Origin of the sequence: Streptomyces yatensis (assembly GCF_018069625.1) — a bacterium.
GTDB lineage: Bacteria > Actinomycetota > Actinomycetes > Streptomycetales > Streptomycetaceae > Streptomyces > Streptomyces yatensis.
The window spans coordinates 3,494,002-3,512,918 of record NZ_CP072941.1 but is presented as its reverse complement, the minus strand read 5'-3'; the positions used below and the strand labels follow the sequence as shown (position 1 = coordinate 3,512,918).

Below are 18,917 nucleotides of genomic sequence, written 5' to 3'. Positions count from 1 at the left end.
CGCGGCCGACGTGCTCCGTTCCCCGATCCGGCCGCGTCGCCGCTCCAGCGGCCGCCGCCCATCCGGGTGGTCGAGCCCGTCCCTCGCACGGTCGCCGCCTGGAGGTTTGTCGGATGCCGACAGGGTCGATAGTCCTTTAGGACACCAGGTAGTGGGAAAGCCGCTGTCCAGTTCTGTTCCGCCTGCCCACCAAAACGCCCCTGACGTTGTAGGGAATTGACATGCGTTTCCGGGGGTCCGGGAACGTACCGTCATTGCATGACCAATCTCGAAGGTGCGCCTGCTGAGGCGAGTGACGTTCGCGGGCGCGTCGCCGAGCTGCACGCGATTCGCGAGCAGGCTCGGCGCGGCCCGAGCGAGCGGGCGACCGAGGCCCAGAAGGCCAAGGGGAAGCTGACGGCTCGCGAGCGGATCGATCTGCTGCTTGACGAGGGGTCCTTCAACGAAGTGGAGCCGCTGCGGCGGCATCGTGCGACCGGGTTCGGCCTGGAGGCGAAGAAGCCTTACACCGACGGGGTCGTCACCGGCTGGGGGACCGTCCACGGACGGACGGTGTTCGTCTACGCACACGACTTCCGGATCTTCGGCGGGGCGCTGGGGGAGGCCCACGCGACCAAGATCCACAAGATCATGGACATGGCCATCTCGGCCGGGGCGCCGCTGGTGTCCCTCAACGACGGCGCCGGTGCCCGTATCCAGGAGGGCGTCTCGGCGCTCGCCGGATACGGCGGCATCTTCCAGCGGAACACCAAGGCGTCCGGCGTCATCCCCCAGATCAGCGTGATGCTCGGCCCGTGCGCGGGCGGGGCGGCGTACTCCCCGGCGCTGACGGACTTCGTCTTCATGGTCCGGGAGACCTCTCAGATGTTCATCACCGGACCCGATGTGGTCCAGGCGGTGACCGGCGAGAAGGTCAGCCAGAACGGACTGGGTGGCGCGGATGTGCACGCCGAGACCTCGGGTGTGTGCCACTTCGCCTACGACGACGAGGAGACGTGCCTGGAGGAGGTGCGCTACCTCCTGTCGCTGCTGCCGCAGAACAACCGGGAGAACCCGCCGACCGTCGAGTCCGACGACCCGGCCTCCCGGCGCGGCGACTCGCTGCTGGACCTCGTCCCGGCCGACGGCAACCGGCCGTACGACATGCGCAAGGTCATCGAGGAGATCGTCGACGACGGCGAGTACCTCGAGGTCCACGAGCGCTGGGCGACCAACATCATCTGTGCGATGACCCGGCTCGACGGCCAGGTCGTCGGCATCATCGCCAATCAGCCGCAGTCGCTGGCCGGCGTGCTGGACATCGAGGCGTCGGAGAAGTCCGCGCGCTTCATCCAGATGTGCGACGCCTTCAACATCCCGCTGGTCACCTTCCTCGACGTGCCCGGCTTCCTGCCCGGTGTGGACCAGGAGCACGGCGGGATCATCCGGCACGGCGCCAAGATGCTGTACGCGTACTGCAACGCCACCGTGCCGCGGATCTCCGTCATCCTGCGCAAGGCGTACGGCGGTGCGTACATCGTCATGGACTCCCAGTCCATCGGTGCCGACCTGACCTACGCCTGGCCCACCAACGAGATCGCGGTGATGGGTGCCGAGGGCGCCGCCAACGTGATCTTCCGCCGTCAGATCGCCGACGCCGACGACCCCGAGGCCATGCGCGCCCGCATGGTCAAGGAGTACAAGTCCGAGCTGATGCACCCGTACTACGCGGCCGAGCGGGGGCTGGTCGACGATGTGATCGACCCGGCCGAAACCCGTGAGGTCCTGATCCGGTCGCTGGCGATGCTGCGCGACAAGCACGCCGACCTGCCGTCCCGTAAGCACGGCAACCCGCCGCAGTAGCCTCTGAGTTCGTGTCCTCGCGCGAAACCCGCGCGACAAGGGAGAAGAGACAAACCGTGAGCACACCGAGCGATATCGCCGATCCCGCCGCCGCGGCGGCGGCCACCCTGGTCCGGGTCGAGAAGGGCCACGCCGACGCCGAGGAGCTGGCCGCGGTCACCGCGGTGCTGCTGGCCCGCGCGGCCGCCGGCACCTACCGCCCCACCGACTCCACCCGCCCGGGCCGCAGCGCCGCCCGCTGGCGCCGTCTGGAGCGCCGCCCGGCGTTCAGCGCGCCGCACAGCTGGCAGGGCTGAGCGCGAGCGGCCCCGCCGCCTCCGGACGGCCGCACACCGCCCGGAGGCCGCCGGCCCCGCGCCGGGCGTCCTGAACGCACCGGACGCCCCGAACACTTCGGATGCCCCGAACGCTTCGGACGCCCGGAGCGCTTCGGACCGGGAACGCACAAATCCCCTGTTCTCCTCGGAGAGCAGGGGATTTTGGCTTCTGTCGCCGGTCTCGGCTACCGCAGCCGGGCCATCAACGCGTGCTCGACCAGCGTGATGAGCGCGCTCTTGGCCTCGCTGCGGTGGCGGGCGTCGGTGATGATGATCGGCGCGTCGGGGCCGATCTGCAGGGCCTCGCGGACCTCTTCGGGGGTGTACGGCTGGTGTCCGTCGAAGCCGTTGAGGGCGATGACGAAGGGCAGCCCGGAGTTCTCGAAGTAGTCGACCGCGGGGAAGCAGTCGGCGAGGCGGCGGGTGTCCACCAGGACGACCGCGCCGATGGCACCACGGACCAGGTCGTCCCACATGAACCAGAAGCGGTCCTGGCCGGGCGTGCCGAACAGGTACAGGATCAGGTCCTGGTCCAGCGTGATGCGGCCGAAGTCCATCGCCACCGTGGTGGTGGTCTTGTCCGGTGCGTGGGTCAAGTCGTCGATCCCCGCCGAGGCGGAGGTCATCACGGCTTCGGTGCGCAGCGGGTTGATCTCCGAGACCGCGCCGACGAACGTGGTCTTGCCCACGCCGAAGCCGCCCGCCACCACGATTTTCGCGGAGGTGGTGGAGCGGGCTGCACCGCTAGAGCTTGCGAAGTCCACTGAGCACCCTTTCGAGCAGTGTCACGTCAGGCTGACCGCCGGCGGACTCGTCGCCGCCCGGCTGATGAATGGCGACGAGCCCCGCCTCGGCCAGGTCGGCTACGAGGATCCGGGACACGCCGAGGGGAATGGCGAGCAGTGCGGAGATCTCGGCGACCGACTTGATCTCGCGGCACAGATGGCAGATCCGCTGGTGCTCGGGCAGTTGGCCCTGGAGCTGAGCGGGGTCGGCCGTGGTGTGCACCAGCGCCTCGATGGCGAGCTGGTACCGGGGCCGGGTCCGGCCCCCAGTCATGGCGTACGGGCGCACCAGAGGGTTATGAGTGCCGCCCGCGGGGGAGGAAGGTTCCGGAGCGGGGCGCTCAGACGGCTGTACGGGCTCGATACGCGGCGCGGAGGGCGCGTCGTACCAAGACCCCTCCTGCGGCGCCGGAGGCGCGTAGGAGGGCGTGTACGGCTGTTGCTGAGGCCGCTGCGGCTGCCGCCGCGGGGGCTGCTGCTCCTGCTGCGGCTCCGGCTGCTGTGGAGAGCGGGCCTGACGGCTGGGCGCGGAGGGGAAGTTGTAGCGCTTCATCGGGGCCTCTCCGCGCGGCTCGGACGGCTGCCCGTGGGCGTACGGATATCCGCTAGGGGGCGTTGCCACGTGTCCTCCTCCAACTCGCCTGTCTTGCCGGTCGCGCCACCGCACCCTATGGCGCGGTGGCGCGAAACGCACTCCATGTTTGCTAGTTGAGAAGACTGCCCTGCAATTCCGCGCGGAGATCCGGGGTGAGGACGTTGCCCGCGCGATCGACCAGCAGGGCCATCTCGTAGCCGACGAGGCCGATGTCGCACTCGGGGTGAGCGAGCACGGCGAGGGAGGATCCGTCGGAGATCGACATGATGAAGAGGAAGCCTCGTTCCATTTCGACGACGGTCTGGTTGACCACGCCGCCTTCGAAGATGCGCGAGGCTCCGGATGTGAGCGAGGTCAGGCCGGAGGCCACCGCCGCCAGTTGATCGGCTCGGTCACGGGGGAAGCCTTCGGACATCGCCAGAAGGAGTCCGTCGGCGGAGACCACCACGGTGTGGGACACCCCGGGGGTGTTGTCCACGAAGTTGGTGATCAACCAGTTCAGGTTCTGCGCCGCCTGGCTCATCGGGCTCACACTAACGCTCCTGATCGTAGGTGCTGCCGGGGCCGAAGCCCTGTTGGTCATGCTGGTCACGCCCGGGGGTCCCGGATCCCGCGCTGCGCCCCCGCTGGACGCCGCGGCGCAGGTTGCTCAGCCTGCCGCGGATGTCCTCCGGGGCGCGGGAGACCTGGGGGCCGCCCTGTCCGGTCGGCTCCGCGGAGCCCTCGACCAGATTGGCCTTGGGCACCCGGCGGGGCAGACCGGATGTTGTGACCCCTCCGGCCTTCGGGTCGCGCAGCCGCTCGGCACGGTGCCAGCGCTGGTCGTTCTCCGACTGCCACGGGGCACCGTCCTCCTGCTGCTGGGGTGTCTGCCGGGGTCGCTCCGGCGCCGTGGGCGCCGCCGGGTCCCCGGCCATCCCCTGTGTCCCTGTTTCCTCGGACGGCTGCCACTGCCTGTCACGACGCGGAAGGCCGGCGTCGGTCATCGAGTGGATTCCGCTCGGGGAAGGGCCCGGACGGTGGAACTCTACGCGGTCCCGAGAAACTTCGGGAGCGCCGGGTCCTGATTCCGCTTCGGTCCCGAACTGCGACGCGTAGGGCATCTCGAAAGATCCGGAATCGCCCCACTCTCCCTGCTGAGAGGGGGAGTTGTAGCCGATGTACGGCTGCTGTTCGGGTTCCGTTTGAGTTGTGTAATCCGCTTCCGGTTGTGAATAGCCGGAATTCTGGTAGGCCGACTGCGCCAGCGGATCGGCAGGCGCCTGGCCGGGCCGCGGATCCCGCTCGGACCCGGTGGTCCCCATTCCGCTGTACTGGCCCTGAAACTGGTGATGTCCCTGGTCCCGGTCGTACGCGGAGTCGTCGAAACCCAGCTCGGCGGCGGTGCGCGAGGACAGCTCGCCGACGTCCTCGAAGGCCGGGGCGGGCCGCGGCTCGGGGACGATCCGGGAGACCGTGAAGTCGTCCTGGGGCAGCTCCTCGCCGCCACCGCCGTGGGTGATCGCCTCGGGCAGCATCACCAGCGATGTGGTGCCCGCCTGCTCCCCGGAGGGGCGCAGCTGGACCCGGATGCCGTGCCGGTCCGCGAGGCGGCCGACCACGAAGAGCCCCATGCGCTGGGAGACCGTGGCGTCCACCGTCGGCGGATTGGCCAGCTTGTGGTTGATGTCGGCGAAGTCCTCGGCGGTCAGGCCGATGCCCTTGTCGTGGATCTCCACCACCACCCGGCCGTCCGGCAGCCGGGTCGAGGTGACCCGCACCTTGGTGTGCGGGGAGGAGAAGGTGGTGGCGTTCTCCAGCAGCTCGGCCAGGAGGTGCACCAGGTCGGTCACGGCGGTGCCGTGGATCTCGCTCTCGGAGATGCCGGCCAGCTCGATGCGCTCGTAGGACTCCACCTCCGAGGAGGCGGCGCGCAGCACATCGATCAGCGGCACCGGCTGGTTCCAGCGCCGGCCGGGCTCCTCGCCCGCGAGGATCAGGAGGTTCTCGCCGTTGCGCCGCATACGGGTGGCCAGGTGGTCCAGCCGGAAGAGGTGCTCCAGCTGGTCCGGATCGGCCTCCCTGCTCTCCAGTTCGGAGATCAGGGTCAGCTGCCGCTCGATCAGTCCCTGGTTGCGACTGGAAAGGTTGGTGAAGATCGCGTTGACGCCGCCGCGCAGCATCGCCTGCTCGGCCGCGAGCCGGATCGCCTCACGGTGCACCTGGTCGAAGGCGCGGGCCACCTCGCCGATCTCGTCCCTGGTGTTGATCGGTATCGAGCTGACCCGGGTGTCCACCCGTCCCGGGTCGGTGCGGGAGAGCTGGTCGACCACCGCGGGCAGCCGCTTCTCGGCGACATCGAAGGCGGCGTTGCGCAGCTGCCGCATGGAATGGCTCATCGAGCGGGCCATCCGGCCGGCCACGAAGAAGGCGGCGAGCAGTGCCAGCACCACGATCGCGCCGTTGACGATCGCGTCGCGGCGGGCGTCCGAGGAGATCTGCGCCGCCTCGTCCACGGCCCTGTTCACCAGGGTCTGCTCGACGTCCCGGTAGGCGTTGAACTTGATCGTGGAGGCGTTGAACCAGGCGTCCGGGGTGACCCCCTGAGAGGCCAGCGCGGTGGGCGAGGCGCCGCTGCCGATGGCCTTGAGCATCCGGTCCATACCGGGCGGCGCGACGAACTTCTTGCCGTCCGCCTCGGCCTTGCGCTTCGCCTCGGCGATTTGCTCCTGCGCACGCTTCTCTGCCGTGGTGAGGGTGTCCTCGAGCCGGGTCACGTCCTGCGGTGTGCCGGCCGCCTCGAACTCCCCGAGCGCGATGCCCTCGAGATAGACGTACGAAGTGAAGGAGGTGAGCTGGGTCTTGCGGTCGGTCGCGGTCGGACCGGGCTTGACCAGCAGATGGGTGCCGATGGAGCGCTGCAGCGACTCCGCGCCCTTGGCCAGGGATACCGCGTAGACGGTACGGCCGTACGACGTGATGTTGCCGGTGCCCAGGCCCAGTTCATTGGCGAACTCGATCAGCCCGTGCTCGACGGCGACATAGCCCTCTTCGGTCTTCACACCGTTCAGGCGGTCGGTGTAGGCGTTGCGGCGCAGGGAGGCCAGCTGCGGTTCGGCGGCTCTGAAGGCTTTGAGGCGGCGCTTCATGGTCGGCGTCTGCGGCATATCGGCGACGGCCTTGTCGAAGTCCTTCTTCGCCGCGTCGCTGGTGGCCCGCGCCTTGGTGACCGTGGCCTCGTTGGTGCCGCTGAGCAGCGGGCCCGCGCTCAGGTCGCGCTCGTTGACCAGCGCGTGGGCGTAGGTGGTGGCGGCCCGGACGACCTGGGCGGTGCGCTCGGCATCCCGCGCCTCGTTCCAGGTGGAGACCGAGGAGGCGACCTGGAAGCCACCGAAGACCAGGGCGACGAGCACGGGGATGAGCAGGATCGCGTACAGCCGGCCGCGCACCCGCCAGTTCCGAGGGGAGATCCGGCCACCACTGGGTGGATCCGGTGCCTCGGCGGGCGACGCCGCTGTGCCTGAACGCGGCGGCGGGGTGAAGTTCCCTCGCGCGTCTTGCGCGGGGTCCGGCTTGCTTCGCCTCACTCGACCAACAACCTCTCGGCGTCGGCACCATTTGTGCCGTTCCCAGCTGAGCCCTGACTGCCCAGTTCAGCGAATTCCAGCACGCCCCGCAGGTGCTTTCCAAACAGTGCGCAAAGCGCTCAGTACGTTGTCTGGACCAGAGAAAAAAGGGGCGTTATGGCTGAGATATGTCGAATACCGAACTATTTGAGTGCGCACCGGAGCGACACGACTGCGCTCCGTATCGGGAGCCAGGTCATATCTCTGTCGAAACGTTATGAACGGCGAGCGGGCCGCGTCGTCCGACACGGCCCGTCCTCCGTCCGATATCCGGTAACTTCCGGACGGCGTTCGCTACTTGAGACGGGCCATCAGCGCATGCTCGACCAAGGTGATGAGAGCGCTCTTGGCCTCGGTGCGGTGGCGCGCGTCCGTGGTGATGATGGGGGTGTCCGGGCCGATCTGCAGGGCCTCGCGGACCTCTTCGGGGTTGTAGGGCTGCTGGCCCTCGAACCCGTTGAGGGCGATGACGAAGGGCAGCCCGGAGTTCTCGAAGTAGTCGACCGCGGGGAAGCAGTCGGCGAGCCGGCGGGTGTCGACCAGCACCACGGCGCCGATCGCGCCGCGCACCAGGTCGTCCCACATGAACCAGAAGCGGTCCTGGCCCGGCGTGCCGAACAGGTACAGGATGAGATCGTCGTCGAGCGTGATGCGGCCGAAGTCCATCGCCACGGTCGTCGTGGTCTTGTCCTGGACATGGCTCAGGTCGTCGATCCCCGCCGAGGCGGAGGTCATCACGGCTTCGGTGCGCAGCGGGTTGATCTCCGAGACCGCGCCGACGAACGTGGTCTTGCCCACGCCGAAGCCGCCCGCCACCACGATCTTCGCCGAGGTGGTCGCGCGGGCGGGGGGAGCGCCGCTAGAGCTTGCGAAGTCCACTGAGCACCCTTTCGAGCAGTGTCACATCCGGGGTACCGCCCGCTTCCGAACCGCCCCCGGGCTGGTGGATCGCCACCATGCCGGCCTCTGCCAGGTCCGCCACCAGGATCCGTGCCACACCCAGGGGTATGTTCAGCAGCGCCGAGACCTCGGCGACCGACTTGACCTCCTGGCACAGATGGCAGATCCGCTGGTGCTCGGGGAGCAGCCCCTGCAGATGCACGGGGTCGGCCGTGGTGCTGACCAGCGCCTCGATGGCGAGCTGGTAGCGCGGCCGGGTCCGGCCACCGGTCATGGCATACGGGCGCACCAATGGCTGGTCGCCTTCACCCCCGTACGGCGATTGGTGATGGCCGCCGTACGGGCCGGGCGAGGCGGGGGGCGGGGTCATGGATCCTCCGGTCGGACAACAAGGTGACGGGCGTGCCGTCGGTCGGTGCCGGTGGGGGCCCGCCGGCCGTGGGGCCGGGGGACAGGCGTCGGATGGTCGATGGATCAGTTCAACAGGCTGCCCTGCAGCTCGGCACGCAGGTCGGGGGTGAGTACGTTCCCCGCGCGGTCGACCAGCAGGGCCATCTCGTAGCCGACGAGGCCGATGTCGCACTCGGGGTGGGCGAGCACGGCGAGGGAGGAGCCGTCGGAGATGGACATGATGAAGAGAAAGCCTCGTTCCATTTCGACGACGGTCTGGTTGACCATGCCGCCTTCGAAGATGCGGGAGGCCCCGGCGGTCAGCGAGGTCAGGCCGGAGGCCACCGCCGCCAGTTGATCGGCTCGGTCACGGGGGAAGCCTTCGGACATCGCCAGAAGGAGTCCGTCGGCGGAGACCACGACCGTGTGGGACACCCCGGGGGTGTTGTCCACGAAGTTCGTGATCAACCAGTTCAGATTCTGCGCCGCCTGGCTCATCGGGCTCAACTAACGCTCCTGCTGGTAAGTCGGGCCAATGCCGCGATCATGGTTGCCGCCGAGTCCGGTACCGGCCCGGCGACCCTGCTGAATTCCACGGCGGAGGTTGGTCAGCCTGCCGCGTACATCATCGGGCGCGCGGGACACCTGCGGCCCAGCCTGGTCCGGCTGCTGCGGCTGGTGTGCGGCACCCTCCACGAGGTTTGCGCGCGGCACCCGCCGTGGCAACCCGGACGACGTGATACCGCCGGCCGCGGGTTCGCGGACCTGCTCGGCGCGGCGCCAGCGCTCGTCGTTGTGGGGCGACGTACGCCAGTGGGAACCCGCGTTCCGGCCGCCCGGGCCGGTCCCGTTGGTGCCGGGGCCCGCCGCGGCGCCCGATCCGGCGAAGTCGCCCGGGCCCTGGGCACCGGGGAAGTCGCCCATGCCCTGGGCCGCCGGCAGCGGCTCGTGGGCCGAGGGCGGCGGTACGGCGGAGGCGGGCCGGCCGGGGGTGGGCTCGGGGGCGGAGGGCGCGGACGGGAACGACCGGCCACCGCCCTGGGAGCCCGATATGCCTTGGTCCTCGCCCTGGTTGAGATGCCAGGACGACTCGATGGTGTCGAAGATCGGGGTGCGGCCGTCGCCGGGACCGGCGGGCGGCAGCGGATCGTTCGGGCGCCCACCGGGCTGGCCCTGGGGCCCCTGGGGCAGCGGGTACTCGCCGGTGCCACCCATGTCGGGACGGGCGTACTCGCCGGTGTCGCCCATGTTCGGGCGGGGGTACTCGCCGGTGTCGCCCATGTTCGGACGCGGGAACTCGCCGGTGTCGCCCGGGCCGCCCATGTTCGGGCGCGGGAACTCGCCCGTGTCCCCGGGGCCGCGTCCGCCGCGCGGGGCGGCGTCCTCGAACCGGGGCTGGGCGTACTCACCGGTGTCACCCGGGCCCCGGCCGAGCTCCGGACGGGCGAACTCGCCGGTGTCGCCGGGGCCGCGGCCGTAGTCGGGCCGGTTGAACTGGCCGGTGTCGGCCGGTCCCTGGCCGCCCTGCGGTCCAGTGGCCCCGCGGCGCGGCTCGAACAGGTTGGGGCTGTCGCTCAGCTGCGGCAGCTCGCCGGTGTCGCCGGGGCCGCGGTTGCCGAACGGGTCGCGACGGTCCCCGGAGCCACCGAGGTCCGGACGGGCGAACTGGCCCGTGGAGTCGTACTCCTCGTGCCCGCGCGGGGTGTCGACCGCGTCGCGCGGCGTGCCCGGCCAGTCGTCCTCGCCGGCCGCGGCGCGGGCGCCCCAGCTGGTGCCGGGCTGGGACGGGGCCGGAAGCTCGGGCGCGGGGCCGCGGGTGGGCAGCTGCGGACGGCCGCCCTGGTCGCCGCCGTCGGCGCGGGCCGGGGCGCCGGTCGGCGGAGCGACGGTCGGGCCCTCGTTGCGCTGCGGAAGCGGGGGACGTCCGGAGGGAGCGCCCTGACCGCCCTGGCCACCGGGGCCACTCTGGCCACCGGGAGCGCCGGGGCCCGCGGGCGCGTTGCTCCGGGGGGCCGGAGCCCGTCCGCCCTCGAAGAAGTTGGTGCCGCCGCCCGGGGCGCCGCCCGTGGGGCCCGCACCGGCGCCGACCGGCCGGGTCGGCAGCCCGCTACCGCCGTTGCCCGGCAGCGCGGCGCGCGAACCCGAGCCCGGGACCTGGCGCCGCGAGGGCGCCGAGCCGAGCAGCCCGGCCGAGCCGTTGCCCTGACCGCCACCGGCGGCCGGGGCACCCTGGCCCGACTTGCCGCCGGCGGCCTGCGGCGCCGGCTTCCGGCCGCCCTGGGCGACATCGACCGGCAGCATGACCAGCGCCGTCGTACCGCCCGAGTCGGACGGCCGGAGCTGGATGCGGATGCCGTGGCGCAGCGACAGCCGGCCGACCACGAACAGACCCATGCGCCGGGACACCGACACATCGACCGTGGGCGGGGAGGCCAGCCGCTCGTTGATCGCCGCCAGGTCCTCGGGCGAGAGCCCGATACCGGTGTCGTGGATCTCGACCAGCACCCGCCCGTCGGGCAGGGCGTGACCGGTGACCTTGACCTTGGTCTGCGGCGAGGAGAAGGAGGTGGCGTTCTCCAGCAGCTCGGCGAGCAGGTGGACGAGGTCGTTGACGACCCGGCCGGCCACCTCGGTCGCCGGGACCGAGCTGAGCTCGATGCGCTCGTACTGCTCCACCTCGGAGGCGGCCGCGCGGAGCACGTCCACCAGCGGCACCGGCCGGGTCCACCGGCGGCCGGGCTCCTCACCCGCGAGGACCAGGAGGTTCTCGCCGTTACGGCGCATACGGGTGGCGAGGTGGTCCAGCTTGAAGAGCGAGGAGAGCTGATCCGGGTCGGCCTCGCGGCTCTCGAGCTCGGAGATGAGCGAGAGCTGGCGCTGGATGAGGCCCTGGCTGCGGCGCGAGAGGTTGGTGAACATCGCGTTGACGTTGCCCCGCAGCAGGGCCTGCTCGGCGGCGAGCCGGACCGCCTCGCGGTGCACGTCGTCGAAGGCCGCGGCCACCTTTCCGATCTCGTCCCGGCTGTGCACACCGACGGACTCGACGGAGGTGTCCACATCCTGCGGATCGGACTCGGAGAGCTGCTTGACCAGTTCGGGCAGCCGCTTCTGGGAGACCTCCTGCGCGGTGTCCTGGAGGCGGCGCAGCGAGCGGACCATGGAGCGGGCCACGACGAAGGCGCCGACCAGGGAGACGCCGAGGACCAGCAGGATCAGCGCACCGTTGAGGATCGCGTCCTGCTGGGCGGAGTTGCGGAGCTCACGAGCCTTCTGCTGCATCTCGCTGAGCAGCGTCTCCTCGATCTTGCCCATCTCTTCGATCTTGATACTGTCCTGGTCGTACCAGTCAAGATCGGTGCGCTTCTCGGCCTTCAGCCCCTCGGGGTCGCGCACCGCGCGGTCGGCGTACATGGTCGCCGCCTTGATGTCCGGGCGGCTGTCCAGCGGTTCGAGCAGATCCTCGGAGTTGCCCTGGCGGATCTGCTTGAAGCGGCCGAGCGCCTCGTTCTCCTTGTCCACCGCGGTCCTGGCGAAGCGGCGGTCGTTGGCGGAGAAGTCGGCGCCCTTGGGGTCGGCGAGGGCGGCGCTGATGAGCGCGCGCTGGATGGAGGCGTACTCCTTGGCGGAGGAGAAGGTGGCGAGCGCGCGGGTGTTGTTGATCATCGCGCGGTTGCTGGTCGCCTGCGCCATGTCCTGGGAGAGCAGCAGCAGCGAGTTGATCAGCTCGTTGTAGTTCTGGACCGTCAGCGAGTAGTACTGGCTGTTGTCGTAGGCCGTGTCACGGACCTCGTTGATCTTGCCGAGCTGACGGTCGATGTTGACGAGCGTGGACTGCACACCGGCCAGCGACTGGTCGCCGGGGTCGATCTGGTGGGTGGCCTCGCGGAAGGCCGTGATGGCGCGGTTGGTGTCCTCACGCGTGGAGACGACCCGGTCGTCCTTGTCGTTGCCCTTGCCCGCCAGCGGGCCGGCCGACTTGTCGCGCTCCTCCTGGAGCGCGCTGGCCAGCTGGGTGGCCTGCTGCGTCATCTTGGTGAGCAGCTTCATCTGGTCGAGCTGCTGGATGTTGTCCAGCGAGCCCTCGATGCGCAGCGCCCCCAGGGTGGTCGCCGCGACCACCGGGAGCGTGAGCAGGGAGACCAGTCGGGTGCTGATGCGCCAGTTGCGCAGGGCCATGCGATTGCCGGGCCCGGTGGGCCCGGAACTCTTCGGCTTGGCCGGCTGCTCCGCGTCGCCGCCGCCACTGGGCGCACTGATCCGGGTAGCGCTCTGCGTGCCGGCCTCGGGGCCTTGATCACCCAGAGTCCTGCCGCTGCTGCTCCCCTGGGCGCGCTGAGGCGAGGAGCCGCGGTCGGTCCCGCCACGCGGCTCCGGGTCCGCCGAAGCATCCCCTCGGCCCTGGCGGGCCTGGGGAGCCCCCATACCATCCCTCTTGATACGTCCCTGCACTAGCGTCGCAACCTCTGGACCAGGCGCTCCTCCGGAGAACCGGCGGAGCGGTGTCGAGTCGTGGGGGACCGCGATCCCCCCTGTCGGTCGTGAGTGACCGGCGCGCTTCCTTTCATGTCGACAAGAGGAGCCCCCCGCCGCTCGGCGCCTCTGTCGCTGCGCCCCCGTGCGCGCCGGTGAATCCCGCGGCGGTCCCGGGAATTCCAGCACAGTGCCGGATGCTGCAACAAGGGCAATGGATAAGGCTGTGATCCGTGTGACGCTCAGTGCGGACTTTATTACGGGACGTAGAAAGTCATGTCGGCGATAACGGACTTTCGTGTACGAATCGAAGGCCTCAATCGAGTGTCCGGCTAGCGATGATCAAGAGCGGAACGTCGGGTTCAGGTAGGCGATGTCCGTTTAGGGCGATTGCGTAACTGTCTCCTATGCGGCTTTTGCCTGATCGTTCGTGAGTAATATCACATGCTCGCGGTGACTTTTCCTGCGAATCGATGGGCAAGGCCGCCTCTAGCCTGACGCTTTACACAGCCGGTACGGACGACAAGAACGAGGCGTAGACCACGTGAAGACGACGATGATGTTCCACTCCATAGCCAACCCGCGGCGCACCACCCTGGCCCATCTCAAGGACGTCCAAGAGCTGGGGGACGCCCAGGACATCAAGGACGCCGACGACCTGTCGGCCGCGCCCGAGGAGCAGCCGGAGCAGCGCGTCGACCTGCCGAACCGGACCGCGAACCCCAAGCGCACCGTGCTCACCGAGGCCCCGGGCCACTGATTCCCCGGGGCTGTGGCGGACGCCACCACTCCCGGCAGGCGGGACGGCGGCGCGCGGGACGCGGAGCGATAGCCTGGAGCGTCAGTCTCCAGCGAGTTCAGTCAAGGAGCCAAGGCTTCCCGTGCGCATCGCCAGATTCTCCATCGACGGCAACGTCGCCTTCGGCGTGGTGGAGGGTGAGCCGTCCGATCAGGACGGCCCCGTCATCGACATCATCAAGGGCCACCCCTTCGCCGAATTCGAGCGCTCGGGCCAGAAGGTCCCGCTGAGCAAGGTCCGGCTGCTGCCGCCCGTCCTGCCGAACAAGGTCGTCGGAATCGGCCGCAACTACGCCGAGCACGCGGCGGAGCTGGGCAACGAGGTCCCCGACGTCCCGGTCGTCTTCTTCAAGCCGTCCACCTCCGTGATCGGCCCCGGCGACCCCATCACGTATCCCTCCTTCTCCTCCGAGGTGCACTACGAGGCCGAGCTGGCCGTGGTGATCGGGCGGATGTGCCGTGAGGTTCCGCGTGACCGCGTCAAGGACGTCATCCTCGGCTACACCTGCGGCAACGACATCACGGCCCGCGATGCCCAGCGGAGCGAGAAGCAGTGGGCGCGGGCCAAGGGCTTCGACGCCTCCTGCCCGCTGGGCCCCTGGGTGGAGACCGATATCGACCTGACGCGCGCCGCCGATCTCGGCATCATGTGCACCGTCAACGGTGAACAGCGTCAGCTCGGCCGGACGAGCGAGATGGTGCGCCCGATCGAGGATCTGATCGTGCACATCACCGAGGCGATGACGCTGCTCCCCGGCGACGTCGTGCTCACCGGCACTCCGGCGGGCGTCGGCCCGCTCTCCGTCGGCGACGAGGTCGCCGTCACCATCGAAGGCATCGGCACTCTCACCAACAAGGTGATCAAGCGTGGCTAGCGCATCCCCCTCCGCCCCCGTCCGAGTTCGTTTCTGTCCCTCGCCGACCGGCAACCCCCATGTCGGCCTGGTCCGCACGGCCCTGTTCAACTGGGCCTTCGCCCGTCACCACGGCGGCACCCTGGTGTTCCGCATCGAGGACACCGACGCGGCGCGCGACTCCGAGGAGTCCTACACCCAGCTGCTGGACGCCATGCGCTGGCTGGGCTTCGACTGGGACGAGGGCCCCGAGGTCGGCGGTCCGCACGAGCCCTACCGCCAGTCGCAGCGGATGGACCTCTACCGCGAGGTCGCGGACAAGCTGCTGGAGGCGGGCCACGCCTACCGCTGCTACTGCACCGCCGAGGAGCTGGAGGAGCGCCGCGAGGCGGCCCGCAAGGCCGGCCGGCCCTCCGGCTACGACGGCACCTGCCGCACCCTGACCGCCGAGCAGATCGCCGCGTACGAGGCCGAGGGGCGCGCCTCGATCGTGCGCTTCCGGATGCCGGACGAGCCGATCACCTTCACCGACCTGGTGCGCGGTGAGCTGACCTTCACCCCCGAGAACGTCTCGGACTACGGCATCGTGCGGGCCAACGGCGCGCCCCTCTACACGCTCGTCAACCCCGTGGACGACGCGCTGATGGAGATCACGCATGTGCTGCGCGGCGAGGACCTGCTCTCCTCCACCCCGCGGCAGATCGGGCTCTACCGGGCGCTCGCCGAGATCGGTGTGGGCCCCGGCACGGTGCCCGAGTTCGGCCATCTCCCGTATGTGATGGGCGAGGGCAACAAGAAGCTCTCCAAGCGCGACCCGCAGGCCTCGCTGAACCTCTACCGGGAGCGCGGCTTCCTCCCCGAGGGACTGCTCAACTACCTCTCCCTGCTGGGCTGGTCGCTCTCCGCCGACCGGGACGTCTTCTCGCCGGCGGAGATGGTCGAGGCGTTCGACATCTCGGGGGTGAACGCCAACCCGGCGCGTTTCGACCTCAAGAAGGCCGAGGCGATCAACGCGGACCACATCCGGCTGCTGGACGTGAAGGCGTTCATCGAGGCGTGCGAGCCCTGGCTGAAGGCCCCGCACGCGCCGTGGTCCCCGGACGCCTTCGACGCGGCCGCCTTCGCGGCGCTGGCCCCGCTGGCCCAGACCCGGCTGACGGTCCTGTCCGACATCACCGCGAACGTGGACTTCCTCTTCCTCGATGAGCCCGTCCAGGACGAGGCGTCCTGGACCAAGGCGATGAAGCCGGGCGCGGACGCGCTCCTGGCCTCGGTCCGTACCCGGCTCGCCGAGGCGGACTGGGACGCCGAGACCCTGAAGGCCGCGGTCCTCGCGGCCGGCGAGGAGCACGGCCTCAAACTGGGCAAGGCCCAGGCCCCGCTGCGGGTCGCGGTCACCGGCCGTACGGTCGGACTGCCGCTGTTCGAGTCCCTGGAGGTCCTGGGGCGCGAGCGCACGCTGGCCCGGGTGGACGCGGCGCTGGCGAAGCTGGCCGGATAAGGGGCGCGGGGCGCTGCCTGGGCCTGTGAGGCGGCGCCACTCGCGGTGATACTCGTTTTGGTGGCCCGTCCACCATCGGGTAATGTTCTTCCTGCGCCGGACGGGCGGGCCGAGAGGCCGGGCCGGGGCGCAAGCCAAACAAAACCCCTTACGGGGGTGGCGTTTTGGTGGGGTATGGTGTAATTGGCAGCACGAGTGATTCTGGTTCACTTAGTCTAGGTTCGAGTCCTGGTACCCCAGCAAGAGATCCGTCGGATGAGTGATGGATCTCTTGATCAAAGCAGGACCAGGCCCCCGTTGTGTAGCGGCCTAGCACGCTGCCCTCTCAAGGCAGTAGCGCCGGTTCGAATCCGGTCGGGGGTACGGATCTCTTCGCAATTCGGAGATCGCTAGGGCCCCCGTTGTGTAGCGGCCTAGCACGCCGCCCTCTCAAGGCGGTAGCGCCGGTTCGAATCCGGTCGGGGGTACTGGTCTATACCATGGGCTATGGTGTAATTGGCAGCACGAGTGATTCTGGTTCATTTAGTCTAGGTTCGAGTCCTGGTAGCCCAGCGCAGCATCTGTGCTGATTCAGGCCCCCGTTGTGTAGCGGCCTAGCACGCCGCCCTCTCAAGGCGGTAGCGCCGGTTCGAATCCGGTCGGGGGTACCAGCGAAAAGCCCTCCGCGACAGCGCGGGGGGCTTTTTCGTGTCCTGGTCACTCCGTGAATTCATGCCCCGGTCGCGGCTCACTCCGCGAAGCGGCGCCCGGACTCCTCGGTTTGCGCGAGCCGCCGCAGGCTGAGCAGCACCGGCTCGTAGAGCACCGTCAGCGCCACCACCGCCTCGATCCGCTCGGGCGGGGTGTCGTAGGTCTCCACCAGATCCAGGTCGGCGACGGCCAGTTCACCCGCCAGCCGGGCGTGCACCAGAAGGTGCTCGGTGTCATGGGGATAGCCCAGGCGGTCCAGCGAGGCGATGGCCGCGACCAGCATCCGGTAGGCGGGGGAGGTGTCGCCCAGCTCCTGGCCGTAGGACCAGTCCATCCGCCGCAGCACGGTGTCCACCTGCTCCCGGGCCCGCGCCGCGTGCGGATCGTCCTCGTCGGGCTCGGGGCCGTGCGGCAGCGCCCAGACCGCCGCTCCCATCCGGGTGTTCTGGCTGAGCGACTCGTCCTCGGCGGCCTCCAGCACCTCGCGCGCGGTGGCCACCGGCATCCGGCCGACCTGGATCAGCGAGCGCACCAGCCGCAGCCGGCGCAGATGCTCCTCGCCGTACTCCGACGTGGTGGCGGTGATCCGCTCTCCCGGCGGCAGCAGCCGCTCGCGCAGGTAGTACTTGATCGTCGCGGTGGGCACTCCGCTGCGCTCGCTGAGCTCCGCCAGTCGCATCCCTGTTGCACCTTCCGTTGGAGAGTGGCACTATCCAAGTAATGGATAGCGCCGCTATCCAAGACTATCCCGACGTGGGGACAAGGGGATCACCATGGGTACCGAGCTGTTCGCCGGCCGTATGACCGCCGAGGCCGAGGGGGAGGTCACCGTCTTCCTGATCGGCATGCGCATCAACCGCTTCCGGGCGCTGCGCAGCTGGCTGCCGGTCTTCAAGGCGATGCCGCGGATGCTCCGCGAGCTGTCGCAGGACGAGGGGAGCGGAATGCTGAGCTATCAGCTGCTGTTCGGCCCGCCCCGGGTGCTCTATGTCGTCCAGTACTGGGACTCGCACGAGAAGCTGCTGGAGTACGCGTCGGCCCAGGACAAGGAGCACCGTCCCGCCTGGGCGGCGTTCAACCGCCGGATACGGGAGGGCCGGGGCAAGGTCGGCTTCTGGCACGAGACCTATGTCGTACCGGCCGGGGCGCACGAGGCGATCTACCTCAACATGCCGGCGTTCGGCCTGGGCAAGGCCACCGGGGTCGTCCCGGTCGGCCGCCGCGGTGACCGCGCGGCCGACCGGCTGAGCCTGAAGAGGGCGTGACGGCTCCCGGGCGTGACGGCTCCCGGGCGTGACGGCTCCCGGGCGTGACGGGCCACGGGCGTGACGGCTCCCGGGTGCGGCGTGATCAATTCCCTCGGCGGAGGGCGTCGGTCAGGCGGGCCGCCGCGTCGATGACGGCCTGGGCGTGCATCCGGCCCGGGTGGCGGGTCAGCCGCTCGATCGGTCCGGAGACCGAGACGGCGGCGACCACGCGGTTGGACGGGCCGCGCACGGGCGCCGAGACGGACGCCACGCCGGGCTCCCGCTCGCCGATCGACTGGGCCCAGCCCCGCCGTCGTACGCCGGACAGGGCCGTGGCGGTGAAACGGGCCCCCTGCAGTCCGCGGTGCAGCCGCTCCGGCTCCTCCCAGGCCATCAGGACCTGGGCGGCCGAGCCGGCCTTCATCGGGAGGGTGGAGCCGACCGGCACGGTGTCCCGCAGTCCGGACAGCCGCTCGGCCGCGGCGACACAGATGCGCATGTCTCCCTGGCGCCGGTAGAGCTGGGCGCTCTCGCCGGTGACGTCCCGGAGATGGGTGAGCACCGGACCGGCCGTGGCGAGCAGCCGGTCCTCGCCCGCAGCCGCCGCCAGCTCGGCCAGGCGGGGGCCCAGAATGAAGCGTCCCTGCATGTCGCGTGCCACCATCCGGTGGTGCTCGAGTGCGACCGCGAGCCGGTGTGCCGTGGGGCGGGCGAGACCGGTCGCCCCGACCAGTCCGGCGAGGGTGGCCGGGCCGGACTCCAGGGCGCTCAGGACCAGAGCCGCCTTGTCGAGAACGCCGACGCCGCTAGTGTTGTCCATGGGACGATACTCGCGTCTCACAGTGTGAAACGCAAGTTCAATTTCCCGGGAGACCCGCCACTCTGTAAATGGCGGGCCCGCAGACCAGGGCACGCAGTCGAGA

Annotated in this window: 16 protein-coding genes and 5 tRNA genes; 11 read left to right on the top strand and 10 right to left on the bottom strand. The window is 69.9% G+C overall.

All coding sequences use genetic code 11. The features are described from left to right. Positions 1-258: 258 nt before the first annotated feature. Both J8403_RS14155 and J8403_RS14150 read left to right on the top strand, forming a co-directional pair. Positions 259-1,842 (top strand): acyl-CoA carboxylase subunit beta, encoded by a 1,584-nt coding sequence (locus J8403_RS14155; protein WP_059144154.1) that lies wholly within the window; start codon positions 259-261, stop codon positions 1,840-1,842. A 56-nt stretch (positions 1,843-1,898) separates the two neighbouring features. Next, complete coding sequence (locus tag J8403_RS14150) at positions 1,899-2,138, top strand: acyl-CoA carboxylase subunit epsilon (RefSeq protein WP_211123500.1); 240 nt, start codon at positions 1,899-1,901, stop codon at positions 2,136-2,138. A gap of 206 nt (positions 2,139-2,344) precedes the next feature. Here J8403_RS14150 and J8403_RS14145 read toward each other — a convergent pair whose 3' ends face one another. The 8 genes from J8403_RS14145 to J8403_RS14110 form a co-directional block, all read right to left on the bottom strand. After that, entirely contained in the window at positions 2,345-2,923 is a 579-nt protein-coding gene (locus J8403_RS14145; RefSeq protein ID WP_078610434.1) for a GTP-binding protein, read from the bottom strand. Continuing rightward, positions 2,904-3,566, bottom strand: coding sequence for a DUF742 domain-containing protein (locus J8403_RS14140; protein WP_211123499.1), 663 nt, complete (start codon positions 3,564-3,566; stop codon positions 2,904-2,906). The genes J8403_RS14145 and J8403_RS14140 overlap by 20 nt, the downstream gene beginning before the upstream one ends. An 82-nt stretch (positions 3,567-3,648) precedes the next feature. Further along, complete coding sequence (locus J8403_RS14135; RefSeq protein WP_020868201.1) at positions 3,649-4,062, bottom strand: roadblock/LC7 domain-containing protein; 414 nt, start codon at positions 4,060-4,062, stop codon at positions 3,649-3,651. Between the two features lie 10 nt (positions 4,063-4,072). Further along, the gene (locus J8403_RS14130) at positions 4,073-7,105 is read right to left on the bottom strand and encodes a sensor histidine kinase (RefSeq protein WP_211123498.1); all 3,033 of its coding nucleotides are present in this window, start codon (positions 7,103-7,105) and stop codon (positions 4,073-4,075) included. 333 nt (positions 7,106-7,438) lie between these two features. Beyond that, on the bottom strand, positions 7,439-8,023 hold the full coding sequence (locus J8403_RS14125) for a GTP-binding protein (RefSeq protein ID WP_078643928.1): 585 nt from the start codon (positions 8,021-8,023) through the stop codon (positions 7,439-7,441). Then, on the bottom strand, positions 8,004-8,414 hold the full coding sequence (locus J8403_RS14120; RefSeq protein WP_014055140.1) for a DUF742 domain-containing protein: 411 nt from the start codon (positions 8,412-8,414) through the stop codon (positions 8,004-8,006). Before J8403_RS14120 ends, J8403_RS14125 begins: the two co-directional genes overlap by 20 nt. A 104-nt stretch (positions 8,415-8,518) precedes the next feature. Further along, a complete protein-coding gene (locus tag J8403_RS14115) occupies positions 8,519-8,932 on the bottom strand; it encodes a roadblock/LC7 domain-containing protein (protein ID WP_093464907.1) in 414 nt (137 codons plus the stop codon). Between the two features lie 9 nt (positions 8,933-8,941). Then, positions 8,942-12,856, bottom strand: coding sequence for a sensor histidine kinase (locus J8403_RS14110; RefSeq protein ID WP_211123497.1), 3,915 nt, complete (start codon positions 12,854-12,856; stop codon positions 8,942-8,944). A gap of 592 nt (positions 12,857-13,448) precedes the next feature. Between J8403_RS14110 and J8403_RS14105 the strand changes: the two genes are divergently transcribed. The 8 genes from J8403_RS14105 (at position 13,449) to J8403_RS14070 (ending at position 16,707) form a co-directional block, all read left to right on the top strand. Then, complete coding sequence (locus J8403_RS14105) at positions 13,449-13,664, top strand: hypothetical protein (protein WP_161559909.1); 216 nt, start codon at positions 13,449-13,451, stop codon at positions 13,662-13,664. Between the two features lie 121 nt (positions 13,665-13,785). After that, complete coding sequence (locus J8403_RS14100; protein ID WP_093464910.1) at positions 13,786-14,577, top strand: fumarylacetoacetate hydrolase family protein; 792 nt, start codon at positions 13,786-13,788, stop codon at positions 14,575-14,577. Next, on the top strand, positions 14,570-16,057 hold the full coding sequence (gene gltX, locus J8403_RS14095) for a glutamate--tRNA ligase (protein WP_211123496.1): 1,488 nt from the start codon (positions 14,570-14,572) through the stop codon (positions 16,055-16,057). Before J8403_RS14100 ends, gltX begins: the two co-directional genes overlap by 8 nt. A 168-nt stretch (positions 16,058-16,225) precedes the next feature. Further along, positions 16,226-16,297: transfer RNA gene (locus tag J8403_RS14090), tRNA-Gln, on the top strand. 50 nt (positions 16,298-16,347) lie between these two features. Further along, positions 16,348-16,420, top strand: a tRNA-Glu gene (locus tag J8403_RS14085). 31 nt (positions 16,421-16,451) lie between these two features. Beyond that, positions 16,452-16,524 (top strand) — tRNA-Glu (locus J8403_RS14080). A 13-nt stretch (positions 16,525-16,537) separates the two neighbouring features. Next, a tRNA-Gln gene (locus J8403_RS14075) sits at positions 16,538-16,609 on the top strand. Between the two features lie 22 nt (positions 16,610-16,631). After that, positions 16,632-16,707, top strand: a tRNA-Glu gene (locus tag J8403_RS14070). 77 nt (positions 16,708-16,784) lie between these two features. Here J8403_RS14070 and J8403_RS14065 read toward each other — a convergent pair. Next, positions 16,785-17,426: a MerR family transcriptional regulator gene (locus J8403_RS14065; RefSeq protein ID WP_059144162.1), complete on the bottom strand. Its 642-nt coding sequence runs from the start codon at positions 17,424-17,426 to the stop codon at positions 16,785-16,787. A gap of 94 nt (positions 17,427-17,520) precedes the next feature. On the opposite strand from J8403_RS14065, the gene J8403_RS14060 reads away from it, so the two are divergent. Next, the gene (locus tag J8403_RS14060) at positions 17,521-18,012 is read left to right on the top strand and encodes a DUF4188 domain-containing protein (RefSeq protein WP_211123495.1); all 492 of its coding nucleotides are present in this window, start codon (positions 17,521-17,523) and stop codon (positions 18,010-18,012) included. A gap of 85 nt (positions 18,013-18,097) precedes the next feature. On the opposite strand, the gene ndgR is transcribed toward J8403_RS14060, so the two are convergent. After that, the gene (ndgR, locus tag J8403_RS14055; protein WP_030834082.1) at positions 18,098-18,814 is read right to left on the bottom strand and encodes an IclR family transcriptional regulator NdgR; all 717 of its coding nucleotides are present in this window, start codon (positions 18,812-18,814) and stop codon (positions 18,098-18,100) included. Positions 18,815-18,917 lie beyond the last annotated feature (103 nt).